The 22000-nt window shown below is 61.0% G+C and carries 26 protein-coding genes; 10 read left to right on the forward strand and 16 right to left on the reverse strand.

The window, feature by feature from the left end:
• Position 1: 1 nt before the first annotated feature.
• Both soxX and ACP0KA_RS03715 read left to right on the forward strand, forming a co-directional pair.
• A complete protein-coding gene (soxX, locus tag ACP0KA_RS03710; RefSeq protein WP_424627489.1) occupies positions 2 to 637 on the forward strand; it encodes a sulfur oxidation c-type cytochrome SoxX in 636 nt (211 codons plus the stop codon).
• Between the two features lie 32 nt (positions 638 to 669).
• Positions 670 to 1170 (forward strand): GlcG/HbpS family heme-binding protein, encoded by a 501-nt coding sequence (locus tag ACP0KA_RS03715; RefSeq protein ID WP_424627490.1) that lies wholly within the window; start codon positions 670 to 672, stop codon positions 1168 to 1170.
• A gap of 19 nt (positions 1171 to 1189) precedes the next feature.
• Here the strand turns inward: ACP0KA_RS03715 and ACP0KA_RS03720 are convergent, their stop codons facing one another.
• Together ACP0KA_RS03720 and ACP0KA_RS03725 are read right to left on the reverse strand one after the other, a co-directional pair.
• Positions 1190 to 1756 carry a SoxW family protein gene (locus ACP0KA_RS03720; RefSeq protein WP_424631480.1) on the reverse strand — a complete coding sequence of 189 codons (567 nt, stop codon included), beginning with the start codon at positions 1754 to 1756 and terminating at the stop codon, positions 1190 to 1192.
• Between the two features lie 38 nt (positions 1757 to 1794).
• Positions 1795 to 2538 carry a cytochrome c biogenesis CcdA family protein gene (locus tag ACP0KA_RS03725; RefSeq protein WP_424627491.1) on the reverse strand — a complete coding sequence of 248 codons (744 nt, stop codon included), beginning with the start codon at positions 2536 to 2538 and terminating at the stop codon, positions 1795 to 1797.
• 92 nt (positions 2539 to 2630) lie between these two features.
• On the opposite strand from ACP0KA_RS03725, the gene ACP0KA_RS03730 reads away from it, so the two are divergent.
• The 3 genes from ACP0KA_RS03730 to ACP0KA_RS03740 all read left to right on the forward strand — a co-directional run bounded on the left by ACP0KA_RS03730 (position 2631) and on the right by ACP0KA_RS03740 (position 4608).
• The gene (locus tag ACP0KA_RS03730) at positions 2631 to 3029 is read left to right on the forward strand and encodes a thioredoxin fold domain-containing protein (protein ID WP_424627492.1); all 399 of its coding nucleotides are present in this window, start codon (positions 2631 to 2633) and stop codon (positions 3027 to 3029) included.
• A gap of 15 nt (positions 3030 to 3044) precedes the next feature.
• Positions 3045 to 3422, forward strand: a complete 378-nt coding sequence (locus ACP0KA_RS03735; RefSeq protein ID WP_424627493.1) for a metalloregulator ArsR/SmtB family transcription factor — start codon at positions 3045 to 3047, stop codon at positions 3420 to 3422.
• Positions 3423 to 3498: 76 nt separating this feature from the next.
• Positions 3499 to 4608: a YeeE/YedE family protein gene (locus ACP0KA_RS03740; protein ID WP_424627494.1), complete on the forward strand. Its 1110-nt coding sequence runs from the start codon at positions 3499 to 3501 to the stop codon at positions 4606 to 4608.
• Between the two features lie 6 nt (positions 4609 to 4614).
• On the opposite strand, the gene ACP0KA_RS03745 is transcribed toward ACP0KA_RS03740, so the two are convergent.
• The 5 genes from ACP0KA_RS03745 to serA all read right to left on the reverse strand — a co-directional run bounded on the left by ACP0KA_RS03745 (position 4615) and on the right by serA (position 9561).
• The gene (locus ACP0KA_RS03745) at positions 4615 to 5067 is read right to left on the reverse strand and encodes a hypothetical protein (protein WP_424627495.1); all 453 of its coding nucleotides are present in this window, start codon (positions 5065 to 5067) and stop codon (positions 4615 to 4617) included.
• Between the two features lie 15 nt (positions 5068 to 5082).
• Positions 5083 to 5556, reverse strand: coding sequence for a hypothetical protein (locus tag ACP0KA_RS03750; protein WP_424627496.1), 474 nt, complete (start codon positions 5554 to 5556; stop codon positions 5083 to 5085).
• A gap of 114 nt (positions 5557 to 5670) precedes the next feature.
• Entirely contained in the window at positions 5671 to 6720 is a 1050-nt protein-coding gene (locus ACP0KA_RS03755; protein WP_424627497.1) for a YeeE/YedE family protein, read from the reverse strand.
• Positions 6721 to 6947: 227 nt separating this feature from the next.
• Positions 6948 to 8174 carry an MFS transporter gene (locus tag ACP0KA_RS03760; protein ID WP_424627498.1) on the reverse strand — a complete coding sequence of 409 codons (1227 nt, stop codon included), beginning with the start codon at positions 8172 to 8174 and terminating at the stop codon, positions 6948 to 6950.
• A gap of 118 nt (positions 8175 to 8292) precedes the next feature.
• On the reverse strand, positions 8293 to 9561 hold the full coding sequence (gene serA, locus ACP0KA_RS03765) for a phosphoglycerate dehydrogenase (protein ID WP_424627499.1): 1269 nt from the start codon (positions 9559 to 9561) through the stop codon (positions 8293 to 8295).
• 366 nt (positions 9562 to 9927) lie between these two features.
• Between serA and yghU the strand changes: the two genes are divergently transcribed.
• Entirely contained in the window at positions 9928 to 10806 is an 879-nt protein-coding gene (gene yghU, locus ACP0KA_RS03770; protein WP_424627500.1) for a glutathione-dependent disulfide-bond oxidoreductase, read from the forward strand.
• Positions 10807 to 10917: 111 nt separating this feature from the next.
• Here yghU and ACP0KA_RS03775 read toward each other — a convergent pair whose 3' ends face one another.
• The 3 genes from ACP0KA_RS03775 to ACP0KA_RS03785 form a co-directional block, all read right to left on the reverse strand.
• Positions 10918 to 12447 (reverse strand): aldehyde dehydrogenase family protein, encoded by a 1530-nt coding sequence (locus ACP0KA_RS03775; protein WP_424627501.1) that lies wholly within the window; start codon positions 12445 to 12447, stop codon positions 10918 to 10920.
• 83 nt (positions 12448 to 12530) lie between these two features.
• The gene (gene tenA, locus ACP0KA_RS03780; RefSeq protein WP_424627502.1) at positions 12531 to 13199 is read right to left on the reverse strand and encodes a thiaminase II; all 669 of its coding nucleotides are present in this window, start codon (positions 13197 to 13199) and stop codon (positions 12531 to 12533) included.
• Between the two features lie 69 nt (positions 13200 to 13268).
• Entirely contained in the window at positions 13269 to 13538 is a 270-nt protein-coding gene (locus ACP0KA_RS03785) for a hypothetical protein (RefSeq protein WP_424627503.1), read from the reverse strand.
• A gap of 174 nt (positions 13539 to 13712) precedes the next feature.
• Between ACP0KA_RS03785 and ACP0KA_RS03790 the strand changes: the two genes are divergently transcribed.
• The 4 genes from ACP0KA_RS03790 (at position 13713) to ACP0KA_RS03805 (ending at position 15192) form a co-directional block, all read left to right on the forward strand.
• Positions 13713 to 14009, forward strand: a complete 297-nt coding sequence (locus ACP0KA_RS03790) for a hypothetical protein (protein ID WP_424627504.1) — start codon at positions 13713 to 13715, stop codon at positions 14007 to 14009.
• A gap of 117 nt (positions 14010 to 14126) precedes the next feature.
• Positions 14127 to 14498, forward strand: coding sequence for a hypothetical protein (locus ACP0KA_RS03795; RefSeq protein WP_424627505.1), 372 nt, complete (start codon positions 14127 to 14129; stop codon positions 14496 to 14498).
• Positions 14491 to 14949 carry a hypothetical protein gene (locus tag ACP0KA_RS03800; RefSeq protein WP_424627506.1) on the forward strand — a complete coding sequence of 153 codons (459 nt, stop codon included), beginning with the start codon at positions 14491 to 14493 and terminating at the stop codon, positions 14947 to 14949. Before ACP0KA_RS03795 ends, ACP0KA_RS03800 begins: the two co-directional genes overlap by 8 nt.
• Before the next feature lie 42 nt (positions 14950 to 14991).
• A complete protein-coding gene (locus ACP0KA_RS03805) occupies positions 14992 to 15192 on the forward strand; it encodes a hypothetical protein (RefSeq protein ID WP_424627507.1) in 201 nt (66 codons plus the stop codon).
• A 277-nt stretch (positions 15193 to 15469) separates the two neighbouring features.
• Here ACP0KA_RS03805 and ACP0KA_RS03810 read toward each other — a convergent pair whose 3' ends face one another.
• The 6 genes from ACP0KA_RS03810 to ACP0KA_RS03835 form a co-directional block, all read right to left on the reverse strand.
• Positions 15470 to 16237 (reverse strand): DeoR/GlpR family DNA-binding transcription regulator, encoded by a 768-nt coding sequence (locus ACP0KA_RS03810; protein WP_424627508.1) that lies wholly within the window; start codon positions 16235 to 16237, stop codon positions 15470 to 15472.
• A 75-nt stretch (positions 16238 to 16312) separates the two neighbouring features.
• Complete coding sequence (gene pdxA, locus ACP0KA_RS03815; RefSeq protein WP_424627509.1) at positions 16313 to 17311, reverse strand: 4-hydroxythreonine-4-phosphate dehydrogenase PdxA; 999 nt, start codon at positions 17309 to 17311, stop codon at positions 16313 to 16315.
• Entirely contained in the window at positions 17308 to 18558 is a 1251-nt protein-coding gene (locus tag ACP0KA_RS03820) for a four-carbon acid sugar kinase family protein (protein ID WP_424627510.1), read from the reverse strand. Before ACP0KA_RS03820 ends, pdxA begins: the two co-directional genes overlap by 4 nt.
• Before the next feature lie 2 nt (positions 18559 to 18560).
• Entirely contained in the window at positions 18561 to 19583 is a 1023-nt protein-coding gene (locus tag ACP0KA_RS03825) for a 2-keto-3-deoxygluconate permease (protein ID WP_424627511.1), read from the reverse strand.
• Positions 19584 to 19985: 402 nt separating this feature from the next.
• Positions 19986 to 21377 carry an NAD(P)/FAD-dependent oxidoreductase gene (locus ACP0KA_RS03830; RefSeq protein WP_424627512.1) on the reverse strand — a complete coding sequence of 464 codons (1392 nt, stop codon included), beginning with the start codon at positions 21375 to 21377 and terminating at the stop codon, positions 19986 to 19988.
• Positions 21374 to 21787, reverse strand: coding sequence for a nuclear transport factor 2 family protein (locus ACP0KA_RS03835; protein WP_424627513.1), 414 nt, complete (start codon positions 21785 to 21787; stop codon positions 21374 to 21376). The genes ACP0KA_RS03830 and ACP0KA_RS03835 overlap by 4 nt, the downstream gene beginning before the upstream one ends.
• Positions 21788 to 22000: the final 213 nt, after the last annotated feature.

A 22000-nucleotide genomic window follows, 5' to 3' on the forward strand; every position in this document is an offset into this window, starting at 1 on the left:
CATGAAGATCTCTTTGAAACTTGCTGCGCTCGCGATTGCGGCTGGCACATTCGCAAGCCTTCCGTTTGCTGCATCGGCACAGACCGCAAGCAAGCCGGTCGATCCTGCTGTGGTTGAATCCTATTTGAAATCGACCTTCGGCAAGGCGCCGCCGGAATGGCAAGCCCGTATTCAGCCGGATGAGACGCTGAAGACCTGCAACAAATATCATAACGAGGTCCCCTCCGCGGAAGCAGACAAGATCACGGCACGGGAACTGGCACGCGTGGTCTATCCCGCCGACGGAAAACTCCTCGGCGACTGGAAGTCGGGCGCAAAGATCGCCAACAACGGCCGCGGCGGACAATTCTCCGATCCGCCGGACACTGTGAGCGGCGGCAACTGCTACGCCTGCCACCAGATGGAGCAGAAAGAGCTCAGCTTCGGCACGCTGGGGCCAAGCCTTACGCACTACGGTAAGGACCGCAAATACGATCCGGAAGAGATCAAGCGCGCTTACACCAAGGTCTATGACTCGCAGGCGCTTTACGCGTGTTCGAACATGCCGCGTTTCGGCGTGAACCATGTGCTGAACGAACAGCAGATCAAGGACATCATCGCGTTCCTGTTCGATCCGGAATCTCCGGTCAACAAGTAAGCGATCATAACATCCGTGACATGGAGTGAGAGATGAGGCTGCAACACCTGTTCGCTGCGTCCGCGCTGTGCATCCTCATCTCGTCTCCGGTGCGGGCCCAGGAGGCGACCGTCACCTACAAGTCGCTCGGTCTTGAGATCGCCCTGGATGCCGCACGCGCGGCCCTCGCCGAATGCCAGAAGCGCGGCTATCAGGTTGCGGTCGCCGTGGTTGATCGTTTCGGCACGCCGCAAATTCTGCTGCGCGATCGCTTTGCCGGACCTCACACACCGCCCACTGCAACAGGCAAAGCATGGACGGCAGCGACATTTCGTAACAGCACGTCTGAGCTCAACGCCATCAGCCAGCCGGGAATGATGCAGGCTGGCCTGCGCAATCTGCCGAACGTGGTGATTATCGGCGGCGGCCTGATGATTGAGGCGAGCGGCTCAACACTCGGTGCCATCGGCGTGTCCGGCGCACCGGGGGGCGACGCGGACGAAGCCTGCGCCAAGGCGGGCATTGCCGCCATTCAGGACAAGCTGGATTTCTGAAGCGCGGCGCGGCGTAACCTTACACCTGCTTCTTGAGCCATTCGGGGAACGGCGCGGACTTATAGCCTTTCTCGCGCACGTATCGAAACATCGCGAGAAATTCCGTGGGCTCGAGCAACCCCGGCATGCGCGCCACTTCCCGCGCCTGTCCGCTCAAGGCAGCAAGGCCCGTGGCCGTTTCCGGAAAAAACTGGATCGTCGGGGTGAAGCGAATTCCATAAGATTCACCGAAGGCTTTTTCACTTCGCTTGCGACCGTCGAAATCGGTCACTTCACGCGAACCGATATGGTTGAGGTGAAGAATCTCGAAGTTGTCGCGGATATAGCTCTCGATCTTCGGGTCCATCATGTGGACTTGGTGCATCCGCTTGCAGGCGGGACAACCCTTTAGCCCCCACATGATCGCGAAGCGCTTGCCCTTCGCGGTCGTTCCCGTGAGATCCTCGGAGACATCGAGGAAGCTCTCCAGATACCAGTCCATCTGGTAAAGCCCGTCGTCGCTCAGCGTCGCCTTTGCGAATGCCGGCGCGACGCGCAGACTCAGCGCTCCGGCACCAAGTACAGCGACTGCTTGTCGTCTCGTCATCAAGCCCTTTTGTGTCGGCACGAGCAGTTCTCCAGATGTCAGCCGATCGACCCGAAGGTCGGGAATGTCTCAAGCAGCCAGCCTGCGATATGCGGCATACCGCCAGTCAAAAACAGAACGCCTGTCAGAACAAGTGCGCCACCGATCACCTTCTCGATAGCGGCCATGTGCGCGCGCAACCGCTGCATCAATCGCATGAACACGCCGGAAAACAGCGATGCCAGCAGAAAGGGAATCCCGATCCCGAGCGCATACGCCCCGAGCAACAGCGCGCCTCGTACGGCCGATGCTTCGACACCGGAGACCATCAGGATAGTAGCAAGCACGGGCCCCACGCAGGGCGTCCAGCCGAACGCGAAGGCCAGCCCCACCAGATAGGCCCCCACTAAACCCGCCGGCTTGCGCGCGGTCTGAAAGCGCGCCTCGCGAAACAGCAGTCCGATCCTGAAGACACCGAGAAAATGCAGGCCGAGCACAATGATCAGCAGGCCCGCGATGATGGCGAGGGTGTCAAAATGTGCCGTGACGACCTTGCCCAGAACCGAAGCCGACGCGCCGAGTGCAACGAAGACCGTCGCGAAGCCGAGCACAAAAGCAAACGCAAGCACCACCACGCGCCAATTGGGCTTCCATTGGGACGCTTTGTCGTCCCGCGTCAGATCCTCGAGACTGATCCCGGCCAGAAAGCACAGATACGGTGGCACGAGGGGCAAAACGCATGGCGACAGGAATGACAACAGTCCCGCGCCCATCGCTCCGATGAAAGAAATGGAAGAAACCACGGATTTTCCGGCCTCGAGTGTCCCGGTTCTGACATTCGTATGAGCTTGCCACCACACTGGCAGAAACATGCGAATTCGTATATATGTAGCATATGTTTGCAAGGACATTCGCAAAAACGTCAATTCTGGTCGCCGCAGTGGTCGCGGCAGGTATGCTTTTGCCCGTCGTAGCGCAGGCATCCGAACTGGTGATGTTTGAGCAGGCGGGCTGCGTCTATTGCCAGCGGTGGGACCGCGATGTCGGCTCGCTTTATGGAAAGACGCCGGAAGCCCAAGCTTTGCCGCTGCGTCGTATCGACATCCAGAACCAGAGAAGCAGTGGCGTTACCCTCGCCTCGCCGATACGCTACACGCCGACCTTCGTGGTGGTGGATAACGGTCGCGAGGTGGGACGCATTACCGGCTATAGCAACGACGACTCGTTCTGGGGATTACTGGACGCGCTTGCGGCGAAGCTTGCCCCGCCATTGCATGAAACCAATCGAATCTGAGCGATATTGACCGCCATGACATCGATCCTTTCATCCGACTTGGAAACTGAACTTCGCGACGGCGCTGAGTATTCGCCGGAACTCGACCAGTTGATGCGCAAGGCCCGCAAGGCCAGCAATTTCCTGAAAGCCTTGTCGCACGAGAACCGGCTCTTGCTGCTCTGCCTGCTGGCCGAGCGCGAACGGTCGGTGACGGAGCTCGAAAACATTCTCTCATTGCGCCAATCCGCGGTTTCACAACAGCTCGCGCGGCTGCGCTACGACGGGATGGTGGACACGAGGCGCGACGGCAAGACGATCTATTACAGCCTTGCCGACGACGATGTGCGCCGGGTGATCTCGGTCGTCTACGACATCTTCTGCGCGCCCGACACGGCTGCCGACAAAAAATAAACCTGCCAATCCCGGCAGGCGGATGTGGAATGGCCCGCAAGGCTGGAACTCTGCACCGAAGACGGGAGGACGATCCATGCAGGATATGTCTGCCTGGATACAAGCATTGGGTGGCTTCGCCATCGGCGCAGTGGCAGGATTCGCCGTGCGCTATGCGCGGCTGTGCACGTTTGGTGCCGTCGAAGACGCATTGATGGGCGGCGATAGCCGGCGGCTGCGCATTTTCGGCCTTGCGCTCGGCATCGCCATACTCGGCACCCAGGCTCTGGTCATTGCGGGTGTTCTCGATCCCGAACAAACCACCTTCGCGCCGACCGCGCTCCCCCTGGTGTCGATTCTGATCGGCTCTGTGATGTTTGGCATGGGCATGGCCATGGTCGGCACATGCGGCTTTGGCTCGCTCGTCCGGCTCGGCACCGGCGACCTGCGCGGCCTGATCGTGGTCCTCGTGCTTGGCGCGACCGCCTACGCGACGCTGCGCGGCGTGTTTTCCGGTTTTCGCATCGGCGTGCTGGAGAATTTGGCGATCACGATGCCGGAAGGCGCGACATCCGAGATCGCATCGCTTTCGTCCCGCGCAGTCGGCTTTAATGTGCGTGCCATCATCGCCGCGGTTGCGGGCGCCGCGCTCTGCTGGTTTGCGCTTGGCGATCCACGGCTGCGGCGCACGCCACGCCTGCTCACTGCCGGCATCGTGCTCGGCCTGCTGATCGTTGCGGGATGGCTCGTCACGGTCGGGATGACAGACGACTTCGCCGGCCCGCCGCGCCCACAGAGCCTCACATTCGTTTCAACGGTTGGGAAAGCAATCTTTGCTGGGCTGCTGAACGTTTCCAGCTTCGCCGATTTCGGTGTCGGCAGCGTGTTCGGGGTCATCGCCGGCTCATGCACTGCTGCCTGGTGGTCCGACGAATTGCGCTGGGAGGCATTCGACGACGACCACGAGATGCGGCGCCACCTCTCAGGCGCGGTGCTGATGGGCATCGGCGGCATTCTCGCCGGCGGCTGCACCATCGGCCAGGGATTGAGCGCCGGATCGATGCTCGCCCTGTCCTGGCCTTTCGCGGTTGGCGGCATGGTGCTCGGCGCGCGGCTCGGCATCGCCATCCTCGTGGACGGCTCGCCGCGCGACATGATCATGCGAAGCTGGGCTACTCTGCTCAGCAGAGACCGGCCTCTAAAATAGAAAGCATCAAGGCCGCAGATAGCTCCATCCCTGCTCCTGCAGCTCGCTCAGCCGCACCGCGCCGGATGGCACCACTTCAGCCTCCGGGATGATGCTGATTGCCTTGCCTTCGTGCTTTTCCATGCCTTGCTTCGTATTTCCGCAGGCGGAGAACTTGATGGTGGAAGGGAAGCTCGCATTCACAATCTGCTTGATCCTGTCGTGCACCGGCGATGTGTCCGCACGCAGCATGTGCAGGCCCGGACCGTAGGTGACGATATCAATCTGCACCGCCTCGTTCTTGGACTTGTAATATTCCATGATGTTGGTCGCATTGTTGAGCGCGAGATTCATCACCGCCGGATCGTTCTGGTCGACCTGAATGGCTACGCGATGCTCTTTCGCATCTGCCGCAAAGCCGGACGACGCTGTCACGGCCAGCATCAACACCGCCGCGAATGCACTCAACAAAGATCGCATTTCAAATCTCCCCAATTATGGACGAACGAGCGTGTAACCGCTCTCGGTTAATTTCAGAATTTGCCCAACACCGACCAAAACTTCAATGGCGTGCGGGTTGATCGCCGGGCGCTTGCCGGTCTCCCGCTCGATAGTGTCGAGGGTATTGCCGCAGACGTCGAAGCGCACGCCTTGCGTCACAAGGCTGCCGACCAACGATCGGTATTCATTGGTGTCTCGCAGCAGATCGATACCGGGCCCAAACGCCACGACTTCGACCGCAATCTTATCCGGCCCATAGGCTTTGAGCAGATTGCTAGCCACGCTCAGCACCAGCCGCTCCTTTTTCGGATCGGAATCGGACAACTGCAGAGCGATGAAATGCTCGGCGAAGGGCTTGTCGGATTCCGGCTTGTTGTCGGAAGGCCTCGTCTGCGCCAACGCCGCGCGCAAAGGCATCACGCCTGGCAAAGCGAGGAAAAACGATTGCAGCAGTCTTCGTCGGTTCATGTCGGCTCGGCCCTGTCAGCCGCGACGACGCGGCTGATAACCATGATGTAGGCCAACCATTCCCGCAAAGCTATGTGCAGTGCGGCTATAAAATCGTCCGGGGCGGACGAATGGTTACCGCGTGGCGAGCGCCGGGATAACAACAGCGCCGCGGATCCCCACGGCGGCCCCCACGACAATGCCTGCGGCCGCGATGAATGACGGCATTGCCAGCGTGGACAGGCCGGTGAGGCCCTGTCCAATGGAACAGCCAAACGCCATCGCGCCGCCAATCCCCATCAGCGCCGCGCCTGAGACCGAGCGCAGCATGTGGTTCGGCGAATGATAGCCTTCGAGCTTGAAACGTCCGGTCAGCACCGCAGTCGCAAGGCTGCCGGTGAGCACACCCGCCACCAATGCAATACCAAAGCTCAGCGTCATGCCGGTGGAGAGCATGGTGTACTGCACACTGTCAGCGATCGGCGACACGAAAGTGAGCGACGTGACCGGAATGGGGTTGAACTCGTCAGCACCGAGCCAACCCGTGGAGATCCAACCGGCGACAACCAGAAGGCCGACGATGAGACCCGCCGCGATCTGGCCATATGACTTTCGGAACTGGCTGTCAGAGAATGCGAAGATCAACAGGGCGCCAGCGGCAATCGCCGTCACAGCAATACGTGCAACCGACTCATCGATACCCATGGAGGCCAGCAAAGCCGGTGCCGAGATGGCAGACGGTGAGATCTGGGTCCATTGCATCACCGCAAGGCGTGCTGGCGCCAACAAGCCCTTCAGCGTCATTTGCGCAGTAATGCCGATAATCGCGAACACAACCAGCGAGCGAAGGTTTCCCTTGCCGAGCAGAACCAGCGCACGCGACGCGCAGCCATTCGAAAGCACCATGCCGAAACCGAACAGCAGACCACCGGCAAACATCACCGGCGCCGAGAAGGTCGGCTGCAGATAGAGAGACTTGGCAATATCAACGAGGCCCGCCCCGGCAATGAACTGAGTGCCGATAAGCGCGACAGCCAGCGCCACCGAAAAGCTGCGGATCTTGCGCCCGTCGTTGGTCGTCCACCAGTCGCGCAGGCTGCTCAACAGGCAGAAGCCGCTCAGCAAACCAACGACACCAAAAACGAGACCGATCGCGAAACCTGCGGAAACCGGGATAGTGGGCATGACGGGCGTTCCTCAGCCAATCCAATGAAAACGCTCAAGAATTGCTGAGTATTTAGTCCCCGCGCGCGAAGCGGTCCATAACACGGGAAAATTAAGGAGGTTGTTCCTCTCCTGAGCGCGCCAGGAGAGAGTTTTACTCCCCCGCGAGGAAGGAAGCGGAAATCCTTCTCCGCAATTTGTGCGGCGTTACGTTAACCACGACGCACTCGCGTCGCCCGGGCAGAAAACTAGTCAGGGAGTCCTGCCATAGCTTGTTCCCTCCGACGCACGACGCTGGCCATCACCAGTGCGCCAAGGCCGATCAGAATGGGCGGGAACACCACCATGTTGACCGTCGACCAGCCATAGATGGCAAGCACCTGCCCTGACGAGAATGACCCGATCGCCATCATGCCGAACACGAGAAAATCGTTGAAGGCCTGCACCTTGTTGCGCTCCTGCGGCCGGTGCGTCTCCAGCACCAGCGCCGACGCACCGACAAAGCCGAAATTCCAGCCGAGCCCGAGCACAACGAGCCCGACCCAAAAATGCATCGCCGTGATCCCGGAGATTCCGATGATCGCGGCGACCGCTTCCAGCGCAAGCCCCACCGCAACGACGGCCGGGGCACCGAAGCGCGCGATCAGTGTACCGGTGATGAAGCTCGGACCGTACATCGCCACGATGTGCCATTGAATGCCGAAGTTGGAGTCGCTGATGCTGAGCCCGCAGATCTTCATGGCGAGCGGTGCCGATGTCATCACCAGGTTCATCATCGCGTAGGAGACGATGCCGCAAATGGCCGCTGCAATGAAGCGCGGTTGCCGCGCGATCTCGCCAAGCGGGCGACCACCATGCAGGTCAGAAGCGGCAGGCTTTGGCGCGTCCACCGTAGACAACAAGGCCATCGCAATCAGCGCCACAACCGTCTGCGCCACGAAGCTGAAGGCGAACAAATGGGGCTGCCACATATCCATGGTCCACTGCACAAGCTGCGGACCAAGCACGCCGGCGAATACACCACCCGCCATCACCCACGACACGGCTTTCGGCCGGTAAGCGGCACTGGCGCCGTCGGCCGCCGCAAAACGATAGGATTGCGTCACCGCACCGTAGAAGCCGCCGAAGAACGTGGCGCAGCAGAACAGCGCGAACGATCCGTAGACGATCGCAATCGCAGCAAGCAAGCCGCAGAGTGCTCCCGCTCCGCTGCCGACCATAAACGCGACGCGGCGGCCATAAGAGCGCGCGATCATCCCCGTCGGCAATGTTCCGGAAGCAAGGCCGACGACGTAGACCGAGAGCGGCACCGTCGCGAGTGAAGCGCTCGGCGCGAGTGTTGAACCGACGATGGCCCCAGTGGCGAAAATCACCGCCGAATTGGCTCCCCCGAGCGCCTGGGCGACAGCAAGCCGCTTCACGTTGGCGCGGGCGCGCGCATCAGCAGCCGCCTCAGGATTCGTCATCTGGTCCATGGAAAAAACCTGCCCGGATCGAGCCGGGTTTGTTCCCGGCTCATATTATTGCCAGCGCCGATTTCGCGGCGGTCGACATCCCCGTTTTAGCTGATCTATCGTGAAGCGAACAATCTTTTCAGAGCTTGTGCTCGTAGAGCAGCCTTGCACGAATGGTGCCCTCGAGCGCACGGATATCGGCAAGCACACGCTGGCTGTCGGCCGCCGAGGCGTCGGCGTCGAGAACCACATAGCCGACATCGTTGCTCGTCTCGTAATACTGGGCCGCGATGTTGACTGCGTGGCGGGCGAGGACTTCATTCAGCCGCCCGAGCATGCCGGGCACGTTGCGCTGAACCTGAATAAATCGGGTCCCCGACGCGCGCGCCGGGAGTTGGACCTGCGGGAAGCTGACAGCCCCCATCGTCGACCCCGTATCGCTGTAGTCGACGAGCTTTCGCGCGACTTCGGCGCCGATGCGTTCCTGCGCCTCCTCGGTCGATCCTCCGATATGCGGCGTCAGAATGACGTTATCGAGCCCCTGGAGAGGCGTGGTGAAACGCTCCGCATTCGAGCCAGGTTCGACCGGGAAAACGTCAACGGCAGCGCCGCGCAACCTGCCCTCCCGGAGCGCCTCGGCAAGCGCCTCCAGATCGACCACCGTCCCGCGGCTGTTGTTGATGAAATAAGCCCCCGGCTTGATCGCGCGAATCTCCTCTCGACCGATCATGCCATGGGTCGCAGGCGTCTCGGGCACGTGCAGAGTGACGACATCGCTTTGCGCCAACAGCTCGCGCAGGCTGCCACACGGCTCGGTGTTGCCGTGACGAAGCTTGTCGGTGTGATCGAAGAAGATGACCCTCATCCCCATCGCTTCGGCGAGGTACGACAATTGCGAACCGATATTGCCGTAGCCGATGATGCCGAGGGTCTTACCTCGGACTTCGTAGCTGTCTTTCGCGGACTTGTCCCATCCGCCTTGGTGAGCGGCGTTGGAACGTGGCACGAGCCGGCGAAACAGCATGATGATCTCGCCGATCACCAATTCCGCCACGCTTCGCGTATTGGAAAATGGTGCGTTGAATACGGGAATTCCGTTGCCACGGGCGCTGTCGATATCCACCTGATTGGTCCCGACGCTGAAGCAGCCGATCGCGATCAGACGGTCCGCGGCGGCGAGCACATCAGGGGTGATCTGGGTCCGCGAACGAATCCCCAAGAGGTGCACGCCCTTGATGGCTTCCTTCAGAGCATCGCCGTCGAGCGCCTTCGGCAAACGCGTGACATTGGAATAGCCGGCCGCCTCGATCAGTTGCACAGCGCTGTCATTGACGCCTTCGAGCAGCAGGACCCGAATTTTATCCTTGGAAAGCGAGAGCTGGGGCGACGGGGAGAGATTGTTTTGCACGATCAGGGCATCCTTCAGCGACAAGCGTGTCGACGGCTGACGGTCTATATGAAAGGCCAGCTCGGTTTCAATGACCTTGGCGGGATCGCGTTGATTTCATGTCCCGGCTATTGCTCCAATGAACAATTCAAGACAATTCCCCATAGGCGGTTTGATGACCACCAGTTCGGGTTTCCGCGGGAGGAGCGGCTTTTTTGGCCGAGGGGGTGGAACAGCCCCTTGCCTCGCCTCTCCGGGAATTACAGATATGACCGCAGATACGGATGACCCGCATGGCAATACGATCTACGGTCCACGCAAACCAACGTATTCACGTATAAGGCACATCCCTTTTTTCCTTAATTCGCTGACGCCGGGAGCGACGGAATGACCGACTCGACCACTTACACCCCACCAACCGTCTGGACATGGGACAGGGAGAACGGTGGCAAATTCGCAAACATCAATCGGCCGATCTCCGGCGCCACCCACGAGAAGGAACTGCCGGTCGGCCGCCATCCGCTCCAGCTGTATTCTCAAGGCACGCCAAATGGCGTCAAAGTCACGGTCATGCTGGAGGAACTGCTGGCGCTCGGCCACACCGGTGCGGAATACGACGCCTGGCTGATCCGGATTGGAAGCGGCGACCAGTTCGGCAGCGGATTTGTCGATATCAATCCGAATTCCAAGATTCCTGCCCTTTTGGACCGCAGCGGCCCAAAGCCGATCAGAGTTTTCGAATCCGGCTCAATTCTGATGTATCTCGCGGAAAAATTCGGCAACGCGTTCCTGCCGACCGAGGTCAGTGCGCGCGCCGAGTGCCTCTCCTGGCTGTTCTGGCAGATGGGAAGCGCGCCCTATCTCGGCGGCGGCTTCGGCCACTTCTATGCCTATGCGCCGACCAAGATCGAATATGCCATTGATCGCTTTGCGATGGAGACGAAGCGGCAACTCGATGTCCTCGACAAGCAGCTCGCGAACAACGAATACATCGCAGGCAACACTTACACCATCGCGGACATCGCGATCTGGCCATGGTACGGCGCGCTGGCCAAGGGATTGCTCTACGGTTCGGCCGAATTCCTCCAGGTGCAGGACTACAAACACGTTCGGCGTTGGGCCGACATGGTCGGAAAACGCCCGGCGGCTCAGCGAGGACGCATGGTCAACCGCCTCGCGGGCGAGCCTTCGAGCCAGCTGCATGAGCGCCACGAGGCCAGCGATTTCGAGACGAAGACGCAGGACAAACTCGCGCCGGCGAGCTAGACGCCTCTTGCGCGGGAGCAAACGCAAGTTGCTTTACTCCCGTGCTCATGGCCACTTCTTTGGAAGCTGTCGAACCTTCCAAAACCTCTCAAGGTAACAGGGCTCGCGTGGTCAGCCGACGTCGAACCTGACGCCCTGGGCGAGCGGAAGTTCATGGCCGAAGTTGATGGTGCTGGTGACGCGGCGCATATACGCTTTCCACGCGTCTGATCCTGCCTCGCGCCCGCCACCGGTTTCCTTTTCGCCGCCGAATGCGCCGCCGATCTCGGCGCCGGACGGGCCGATATTGGCATTGGCGATGCCGCAGTCGGAGCCCGATACGGACAGGAACTTTTCCACTTCGCGGACATCATTCGAGAAGATCGACGATGAAAGTCCCTGCGGCACATCATTATGCAACGCCAGCGCCACATCGAAGTCCGAATATTTCATGACATAGAGAATGGGGGCGAAGGTCTCGCGCAGCATGGGGCCGATCTGCGCCGGCATTTCGACCAGGGCGGGCCTGACATAATACGCTGACGGGTATTTGTCGTCATCGACGCGCTCGCCACCGTAAACCTCTCCACCGAGCTTCTGCGCTTCCAGAAGAACGTTCTGCATCCTCTCGAATGCATCCCCGTCAATGAGAGGACCGGCGAGCACGCCGTCGTTCGCAAGCGGATTTCCGATCCGGACCGACCCGTAGACCTGCTGCAGTCGGACGACAAGTTCATCATAGACGGTGTCATGAATGAACAATCTGCGCAGCGACGTGCAACGCTGCCCCGCGGTGCCAATGGCGGCAAAGGAAATGGCGCGAAGGGCGAGATCGAGATCCGCGGAAGGACAAACGATCGATGCGTTGTTGCCGCCAAGCTCCAGGATAGATCGCGCAAAGCGTTGAGCGAGCCGCGGCCCGACCATCCGGCCCATCGCGGTGGAGCCGGTCGCTGACACCAATGGAACGCGCGGATCATCGACCAGCACCTCGCCGACATCACGGTCGCCGATCAACACGGTGGAGAGGCCGTGCGGTACCCGGCCAACTTTCGCCGCCGCACGCTCGAACAGCACTTGCACGGCGAGCGCCGTCAGCGGCGTCTTCTCCGACGGCTTCCAGATCACCGGATTGCCGCAAACGAAAGCCAGCGCCGCATTCCAAGACCACACCGCCACCGGGAAGTTGAAAGAGGTGATGACCCCTACAGGCCCCAGCGGATGCCATTGCTCCATCATCCGGTGGTTGGGCCGCTCGCTGGCGATGGTGAGGCCGTAGAGTTGACGGGAGAGACCAACTGCGAAATCACAGATATCGATCATCTCCTGCACCTCGCCCTCACCTTCCGATGGAATCTTTCCGGCCTCGATCGTGACCAGGCGACCGAGCGAGGTCTTCGCGCGGCGCAGTTCCTCGCCGAGAACGCGAACGAGCTCGCCGCGCTTTGGCGCAGGAACGCTTCGCCATTCCAGGAACGCGGTCTTCGCCTGCGTAACCGCCTTCTCCACATCCGCGCGGCCGGCATCCTGCACATGAGCAACGATCTCGCCGGTCAATGGCGAGCGCACCACGCGCGAACCTTGGCTAAAGCGATCGCGCGGAACGCCGAGATCATGGAGAAGATCACGCACATCGGTCGCAAGAGTCGTCGCAACGGTCATGTCGCTCTCCACGGTGCTTCAAAGCCACGATGTCGATTCTACAGGGCTGGACGACGCCACTCAATCCACGCTGTCAATCCGGCTTATCGACCGCCCTCGCGCCAGCCCATGTCCCAGAAGTCGGCTTCAAGCCGCGTGGCTTCCTTGAATATCGCGATCAACTCCGCCTCGCGGGCCGGCGTGGCGTAGAGATCGGCGAGGCTATTGAGGTGCGCCCGCGCGCGCGCTGCGACCTCCTGATACGGTGCCCCGGCATACTCGGCGATCCAGACACGGTATGGATTCGTCGAAACGTCCGCGCCGGGCAGCGACGCGAGCCGCGTCGCGATGTCCGCGTAGCCGATAACGCAAGGGGCCAACGCCACCTTGAGCGCCAGCAGATCACCACGCATGCCGGTGTCGAGCACGTAGCGCGTATAGGCCAACGTCTCGACCGCCGGAGCGGTTTGCTCAAGGTCGCCGGGCGACAGGCCCCAGCTTGCGCAAAGCTTCACATGCAGATCCATCTCAACGTCCAGAATGGCCGAGAGGCCGGCCGCCGCTTCGCGCATGTCCGCGAGCTTCGGCGACTTGTAGACGGCGAGCGCATAGGCGCGCGCAAACTCGATGAGGAACAGGTAGTCCTGAACGAGGTAGTGACGAAACGCAGGCTCAGCGAGTGAACCGTCCGCCAAGCCATTCGTGAAGGGATGCTCGGTGTATGCCTTCCACTCGGCGGATGCTTCTGTCTTTAGACGTTCGAAGAAATTCATGACGTTCGCCGGCCTTGCTTCTCAATGGTTGTCTTTGGCGCGCAATTCATAGCATGTCAAAAACCGGGCTCACCGCCCACCGGCAACAATCACACGCGCGCCTGCTTCCGCAAGACGGTTGCACTGCTCCAGGGATGCGCCGACATCGGTCATCAACGTCCAGCGCGGCGACAACGACACCCACGCAGTTTGCTCGGCGCGACCGAGCTTGCTGGCGTCGGCCAGTACGATGACTTCCTTCGATTGCTGCATCATCAGCGATTTCAACGCGACCTGATCGAGATCCGCTTCGCACAGGCCCCGGTCCTTCCCCGTCCCACCCGTGATTGCTTGAAGCAATGCAGAGCTGGACCTGATGAGGGCGATCCGCGCGACATGAGGTGCCGATTTCCGCGCCTCCCTACGCTCTCGATATATCCGTCCCGGTCAACCCAATTGGGTGATTTCCGGCTTTCCGGACGATGCTACCTTTCCGAAGCAGCCGGTTGAGCTGACGAGGAATGCGGAGGATCCATGAAGAGCGCGACGACGTACCTGAAATTGACCGCAGCACTAATATTGATGACGACAACGGTGCCGACTTTTGCGTCGGATGTCGCGCTTCAACCGATGGCCATAGCCTTCAGCTCTGTGGCACCCGTGCCCTCCACTAACCAGCCATCGCTCTTTCTCAAACGCGTCCAGTCCAACTACCGCGACCGCTGTGTGATGAATTGCAAAGTCTCGTACAACATTTGCCGCGAAGGCCGGGGGCGGCACAACAACAACGTCTGCGTCCAGGAACTCAATGAATGCCTGCCCGGCTGCTAGTTCGGACAGCATAACCTTAGTGCCTCCGGCACTCAGCAGCCCAGATACTCGGGCGTGGATGGGGCCGTGACTTGCGGCCCTATCCACGCATCACGCAGCCGGAAGCGATTTGGCCACATGAGCGATACCAGCGGTCTGTCACTCAAACTACAATCGATCAGCGAAGCGCTTGATCACATCATCGGCCAGCATTCGACGATCATTTTGATGCTTCTGATTGTCCAAATCATTCTTCTTTCTGGATTCTATCAACAGGCATCGGCGCTGGGCGCCGCCACCAGGGCCCTTCTTGTCGACGTCACCTCCTGGCATTCGTTCGAAGACGTCAAATTCGACATTCGCCCAAACGGACATGTCGTCGTTCGCACGGAGGATGGCTTGCAGACATTGAAGTCCGTTCGAGAACTGGAGAAATTTCTCGGACGACGAATGAAGCAGCAGGGTAGATCGTTTGACGTGAAATCGATCGAGGGCTTGTTGCATGCCTAAGACATGGCAATCGCTGTCTGCGGCCATATTGGTAACCGTTGCGGCGATCTCACCGCAGCTATCGCACGCGGGCCCGCTCGAAGATAGATGCGACGCGACAACAGACAACAATGCGGCCTACCGGGCATGCCTTTCCAGAGAGCTGCGCGCCATCACGGGGCCCATGGAAAAAGGCGGCATAGAGAAATTATGCGGGTCCAGTGGCTGCATCTACCGCATGAAATATGTGAAGGAGGCAGACAGCTTTGTCGGCGGGAGCTTTGTCGCCACATATCGCCCAGCAGAAAATGGCCGGCAAATACTCCTCACGGACAACGAGGGCCATGTCTCCGAATTTTTCCAATGCGGGACATGCCGAGCGATGGAAAACGTCTCCGGCCCCATCGAAGAAGCGGACATCAAGTTCGAGACGGACACAATACTCATATTGAGCGTCAAGGCTGCCAGATAGGGCAGCACTAATCCGAAATTCGACACCGCTGAAGGCAATCAAATGGGCTCTGTTTCAACAACACACTGGCTGCTCGTTCTTGTTTACGTCGCGATGATCGCGGCTTTTTTCATTGCGCTGGTTCGAATTCAGAACTGGGCGGGCTTTGGCGGCTGGTGGTCGGTCCTCAGCATCATCCCGGCGGTGAACATCGTAATGCTCTGGAAATTCTCCAGAACACGATGGCCTGCCATGGATCGCTGACCGCACGAATGGTACGCCAAATTTCAAACGGCAGCACGACGAACCGTTCTACATCAATGACTTTATGGTCGTTTGTCCTCAGCGGCATATTGACCGCAGTGTTCTTTTGGTTCGTGCACATGCTCCCGTGGTGGGTCTATGCGATAATCTTCGTTACGGCGGGCTCGGGGTTTGCCGACTCAACGATCAAGGCAACTGCGGCGCAAGAAATTCTGGATGCCAGTGACCGGAGAAAAGCTGCAGGCCAGCGCTTTTCCAAGAGGAAGTAGCCGCCCGCTCACCGCCCACCGGCAACGATCACACGCGCGCCGGCCTCCGCAAGGCGATTGCACTGCTCCAGCGATGCGCCGACATCGGTCACCAGTGTCCAGCGCGGCGGCAGCGGTGCCCAGGCGGTCTGTTCCGCGCGACCAAGCTTGCTGGCGTCTGCCAGCACGATGACCTCTTTCGCCTGCTGCATCATCAGCGACTTCAACGCGACCTGATCGAGGTCTGCCTCACACAGACCGCGGTCCTTCACCACGCCGTCGGCGCTCATGATGGCGCGGTCGACGGTCATGCGTCGCAATGCGTCCTGGGCGAGCGGCCCCATGGTGCTCATGCTGGTGGCACGCAATGCCCCACCGAGCACCACAAGTTCGATGGTGGAAGCCTTGGCGAGAAACGGCAGCAGCGCGAGATTGTTGGTGATGATGCGCAGCCGCCGCTGCTGCAACAATCGCCCGAAGGCAGCCACCGTCGAGCCGGCATCGAGGATCAGCGTGTCGCCGTCTTCGATCAGATCTATCGCCGCATGTGCAATCGCCTGTTTCTGCTTGCCCTGCACCGCGAGGCGCTGCTCGAGCGTTGCTTCCGCAACATGGCCGGTGAGAATGGCGCCGCCATAGGTGCGGCGCAGGGCATTGTTCTTGGAGAGATGCTGCAGGTCACGCCGCACAGTGGAGGCGGACACACGAAAGCGCCGCGCGAGATCATCGACATCGATCTCGCCCGCGTTCAGCGCTTCCAACAGGCGAGCATGACGCTCCTTGCTGCGCATCGACATTGAACTTCAACCCCGCGACCGGGTTCGACTGTATCGGATTCGCGGCCCGGGCCCTATCGGGTCGGACTCACCCTCTCAGGCCGCTTTTTTGGGGGCGAGATCGACCGCCTGCCGCAGGGCCTCGATCAGGCTGCGCTCGTCGGCGATGCCCTTGCCGGCGATGTCGAAGGCGGTGCCGTGGTCGACCGAGGTGCGGATCACCGGCAGACCAACGGTGATGTTCACGCCGGCCTCCAGACCGAGCACCTTGATAGGGCCATGGCCTTGATCATGATACATCGCGACCACCATGTCGTAATCGCCGCGACCGGCCAGGAAGAACAGCGTGTCGGCTGGCAAGGGACCGCGCACATCCCAGCCCTTGCGCTGACAGGCCTCCACCGCCGGCGTAATCTTCGCGGCTTCCTCGCCGCGGCCGAACAGGCCATTCTCGCCGGCATGCGGATTGATAGCGCAAACGCCGATCTTCGGATTGGCGATGCCGGCGCGCACCAGCACCTCGTGCCCGCGTGCGATGACACGCTCGACAAGGCCAGGCTCGATTTTCTCGATCGCATCCAGAAGACCAATATGCGTGGTGACGTGGATGACGCGCAGCTTAGGTGACACCAGCATCATCGACACCTCCGGCGTGCCGGTCAGATGCGCCAGCAATTCGGTATGGCCGGGATATTTGTGACCGGCCGCATGCAGCGCTTCCTTGGACAGCGGCGCAGTACAGATGCCCTGGGCCAGTCCCGACTGCACAACCTGCACGGCCTTCTCGATGTAGCGATAGGCAGCCTCGCCCGCGGTCGGCGACACCTTGCCGAACGGCAGATCGTCCGGCACCAGCTTCAGATCTAAACATTGCACGGCCTTCGAGGCGAAATTCGCGTCCTTCGCATCATCCAGCGCATCGACATCAAGCGACACGCCGACGATCTTGCCGGCCTTGCGAAGACGGTTGGCATCGCCAATCACCAGCGGACTGCAGATCGCCTGCACTTCGGGCTGCGCCAGCGCTTTCATGATCACTTCAGGCCCGATTCCGGCCGGATCTCCCATGGTGATCGCAATGGTCGGACGGGTCATGCAAAGCTTCCTTTGGTTCGGACGGCGCGAAGACGCTCACTGATGCGGATGAGGCTGTGCTCATCCCCGAACGCCCCCGCCTTGGTGGCGATCGGAATCGATAATTGGCCAAGGGTAAGACCGAGGGACACACCCGGCTCGATCTCGTCGGCAAGACGGATACCGTTGACGCCGAAGCGCGACAACAGCGCTGCAGCAGTTTCGCCGCCGGTTGCGGCAAAGGCGCCGATCGCAGGCGCGACGGTTGCAAGCGTCTCGGCGAGCCCCTGCGCGAGTTTCGGACCGAGCGACAGGTCGGGATGATCATCCATCATGATCTCCACCAAAGCATCGCCGCCGTTAGCAATCCGTTTCATCACATCCGCTGCGAGCGCTGCACGGCCAGCATCATTATTATTGAGCAGCAACTCCGGATCGACGGGAAAATGCATCACAGTCCCGGTTTCCTGCAGCTTGCGTGCCGCGGCGCGCGAGGCACCGGCAAGCGAACCCACCACGATCAGCGTGCCGGATGTTCGCGCTGGTATCCGCAGCGGCTCAGCGGCATCGCCGGCGTCCAAACCTGCCAGCGCATGCGCGAAACCGGCGCTGCCGATGAAGAACGTTGCGGGCGACGCGGGCAGGCTCGCCTCCGCGATCAGATGCAGATCATGGTCCGTCTCGGCGTCACACGCCGCGACCACGTCGCCCTCGCTCGCGAGCCTTGCAAAAATGGCTTTCAGATCACCACCGCGCACGGTGGCGAGCGCAATCTTCTCGCCGCGAACGCCCGCGGTTGCGAGCACATCGACAAGATCGGCACTCGGATAAGTGTGGTCGCGCCGCCAGACTTCAGCCTCTTCAAGTGGGCGGCCATTGACGAAGATGCGCCCGTCGATGGTGGTGCGGCCGGTGGCTGGAAAGGCCGGCGCGAACACGCCGAATGCCGCGCCGAAGCGCGACTTGAGATGCGCCAGCGCGGCCGTGGTCTCCGCCGCGGGCTGCCCGCGCAGTGTCGAGTCGATCTTCTTGAACAGAATGCGTTCGCCAGACAGCCGCGCCAGGAGATAAGCGTGGCACGCCGCAGCGGCCGCGGCCGAAAGGCCCCGGCTCGCTGCATCATAGGCCAGCACAGGCAGCTGGTGATCCGAGGCATCGGCGACCTCACCCCATGTCACCGCGGCCGTGCGTCCCCTTCGACCGAAGGCGATGGCACAGTCCGCGGCGCCGGTCAGATCGTCTGCGAGGATCAGCCAGTCCCGCGTCACGTTCAGTGACCCGCCGCGCGCGTCGCAGGCGTCAGGGTCGCAGCGTCCGTCGCGCTCTCGGCTTCCGGCTCGACATCGCGGCCGACAACACGCGCCACCCACGCGGTGACGATCGGCGTCAGGATCGCGGTGACGACAACGCAGGCCGCAACGAGAATGGTCGCGGGACGTGCGGCGTCCGCGTAGGCCGGGTTGGCTGCAGCGATAATCGCGGGGACGGCCGCCGCGTTGCCGGCGGTCGAGGCCGCTGCGACGCCCGCAACACCGTTGCCGCCGGTCAGACGATCGGCAAGGAACAGCGGAATGCCGGTGACGATCACCACGGCAACGCCCATGCCCAGGCCGAGCAAACCAGCCTGCCAGACCTTCGACAGATCGAGACCCGCACCGAGGGCGAAGGCGAAGAACGGGATCATCACCGGCACGGCGCGGCTGAGGAAATCGCGCATCTCGCGGTCGAGATTGCCGATGATCATACCGACCACCAGCGGCAAGATCGCGCCCACGAGCGTCTGCCATGGAAATGCCGAGAGGCCGGCGACGCCGAGCGTGATCATCGTAAGAAACGGCCCGCTCTCCAGCGACATGATGGTGTACGCACCGACATCACGCGGACGTCCGTACTGCCCCATCAGCGCCATATAAAGACCGCCGTTGGTGTCGTTCATCGCCGCGACGACCGCCAGCGTCGACACACCGGCGAACATGCCGGCTGCCACCGGCGCTTCACCCAGGATGCGCCCGAAGATGAGGCCGATAATGACGGCGACGCCGACCTTCACGATCAGCAGCGTGCCGCCCTTCTTCACGATGTAAGGGGTCGCACGAAAGTCGATGCTCGCGCCCATGCAGACGTAGAACACAGCGAGGATCGTCAATGCGCCGGAGAACAGCGCGCCGGTGAAGGAACCAAAGAACTTTGGGGTGCCCGGGAAGAAAGTCGCGATGAGCGCACCGGCCAGCAGCGGGACCACCATCATCCCGCCCGGCACCTTTTCGATCGCTCGTTTGATTGGAAGCTGCATTTTCGTTTCTCCCGCGCACTGCGCATACTTGATCAAATTGCGCAATTTTGGTTCGAATTCGGCTCGAAATCGTGCGCAAGCGCGGCCTTTTATGAATATTTTGTGCGGATTTCAAGGAATTACTGCGCATTTTACGCAAAACTGCCATGCAGCCGTCAACCCCGCTCGGCGCCGCGCAGGGGCCAACACCGCCAGCCTCCAGACAGAGCCGTGGGCGGTTGGTCTCAATATGAGAGGTGGAGAGCGGTGTGAGTTGCTGTTCGCTGCGCCGATGCGTGACATGACGCCGAGCACGTTGTTGCGACAACCAGCGATGTCCGCTGGGCGCAGAAGCGAACCTTGATCTGTTTACCCGTCGATCATCGGGAGATGAGGCGAATGATAGGTCGGCCCGTGGCCGAGTTACGCCGCCTCGTCACGCGCCTGATATAGCCGATACAGCATACGCTGTCCGATACGTCGGAACGGTGCGAAAGGATGGGTCGGCAACGGCGAGGTGAAGATCGGCAGATCCTGTCCCTTGAAGTTCCGGCCACCGATCATCTCCGCCATACGCCGACCGGCCTGCGCCGAATAGGACACGCCATTGCCGCCGTACCCAAGTGCATAAAACAGGGTCTGCGTCGGATCCGGCCGAAAAATGCGCGGCATCATGTCATGACTGACATCAACCCAGCCCCACCATGAATAGTCGATCTGGATTCCCTTGAGCGCCGGGAACTTGCGATGCAGGCCTTCAATCAGGAGCTGCAAGTGGCGCGGATGCGCGGCGTCTGCACCGGTGATGGCGCTGCGGCTCCCGATCTGCACGCGTTTATCCGGCAAGAGCCGATAATAGAAACGGAGCGTACGGGTATCCGTGATGACCTGCGTGGTGCGGAAGCCGGTCGCGTCGAGTTCGGCGTCGGTCAGCGGGCGTGTCACCACTGAATTGGACAGGATCGGCATACAACGGCCGTTCAAAACCGGCGTGAGGCCGAGCGATGTGTAGGCGCCGGTGGCAATGCCGACAGCGCGAGCACGAACCGTGCCACCGGGTGTGCGCAGATGGTGTACGCCGCCTCGCGTCGTGATCTCCAGCACCGGGCTTCCCGGATGCACCTTGGCGCCGAGTTCACGTGCCATGCGCATATAGCCGAAGGCGAGCTTCGCCGGATGCACTCCGGTGCCGAGCGGCTCATGCACGGCTCCCACGGTCTCCTCATCTCTCACATAATCGCGGCGCACTTCCTCTGCGGATAGAACACGCGTCTTGTAGCCGAAGACCTCGTTCTGCACTTTCGATTCCGCCGCGATCTTCTCCAACATCCGCTGGCGATGCGCGATATAGAGATGCCCACCGCGCTGCGGTTCGCAATCGATATTGCCGGTGCGGATCAGGTCCTCGAAGGTCTCGAAGCCATCCTGAATTTCAGCATGCAGGCGCAGCGCGACATCGCGGCCCCAGCGCGCGATCCATTGCGAGCGCGACAGCCGGCCGGCAGCGTTCTGCCCCTGCCCGCCGTTGCGCGTGCTGCAGCCCCAGGCAACGCGATTGGCCTCCAGCACGACAGCTTTGATTCCGAATTCGCGCGCGAGAAAAATCGCGCAAGCCAGCCCCGTATAGCCCGACCCGATGATCGCGACATCAACATCGATATCACCGGTGATCGGACCGTCATCCTGCGGCGGCGCACCTGCTGTCGCGGCCCAATAGGTCGGCGCGTATTCGCGGTTGGTACCGGGACCTGGCGAAACCAAAGGATCGTAATGTTGATCGTAAGGCGCGATCGTCATGCGGGGAGCCTCAATCATGAGGCAGCCCTTGCCGCACTTGCCGGCAATGGCGGACGGTCCTTGCGAAATGCGCTTTTGCGCGAGAGCTTGTCGCCCGAGAACGTGAAAAGGTCGCAGCCCTCGGCTTCAATACGTGTGCCGCTTGCCGTGGTGCCACGGAAGATCCATTCCGACAGCCCACGATCGCCGAACACATGATGCGCGGTGCAGGTCCAACTGACGTCGGGCATGTCGGTCCAGACCTTTTCAAAGGCTGCCTTGACTTCTGCGGTGCCGACGATGCGGCGACCGAACATCTCGGGCCCCCCTGCTGCATCAAAGATGATGCCATCGGTCATGCAGGCCATCACGCCATTCGCATCGTGGCGATTGAACGCCTCGAACAGCGTCACAAGAAGCTGTTGGCGTTTGGTCTGCTGCTCGGGCATGGCAAGGCTCTCTCGATCGTTGACGCAAAAATTGGCACAATGCGCCAATGTTGATCATGAAAGTGCCAGCGAGAGAGCTGTGCGATTAGGGCCAGTTTGGGCGAACCACCCGGCCAGAAGGCGTCGGATGACGTAGGCGATCCAGTGTCCCGAATCCGAAATTCGCCCCGTAGCGCGGCACACTTCGTAGCGAACGTCTGAACCACCACACCG

Source organism: Bradyrhizobium sp. SYSU BS000235, assembly GCF_049747295.1.
Classification (GTDB): domain Bacteria; phylum Pseudomonadota; class Alphaproteobacteria; order Rhizobiales; family Xanthobacteraceae; genus Afipia.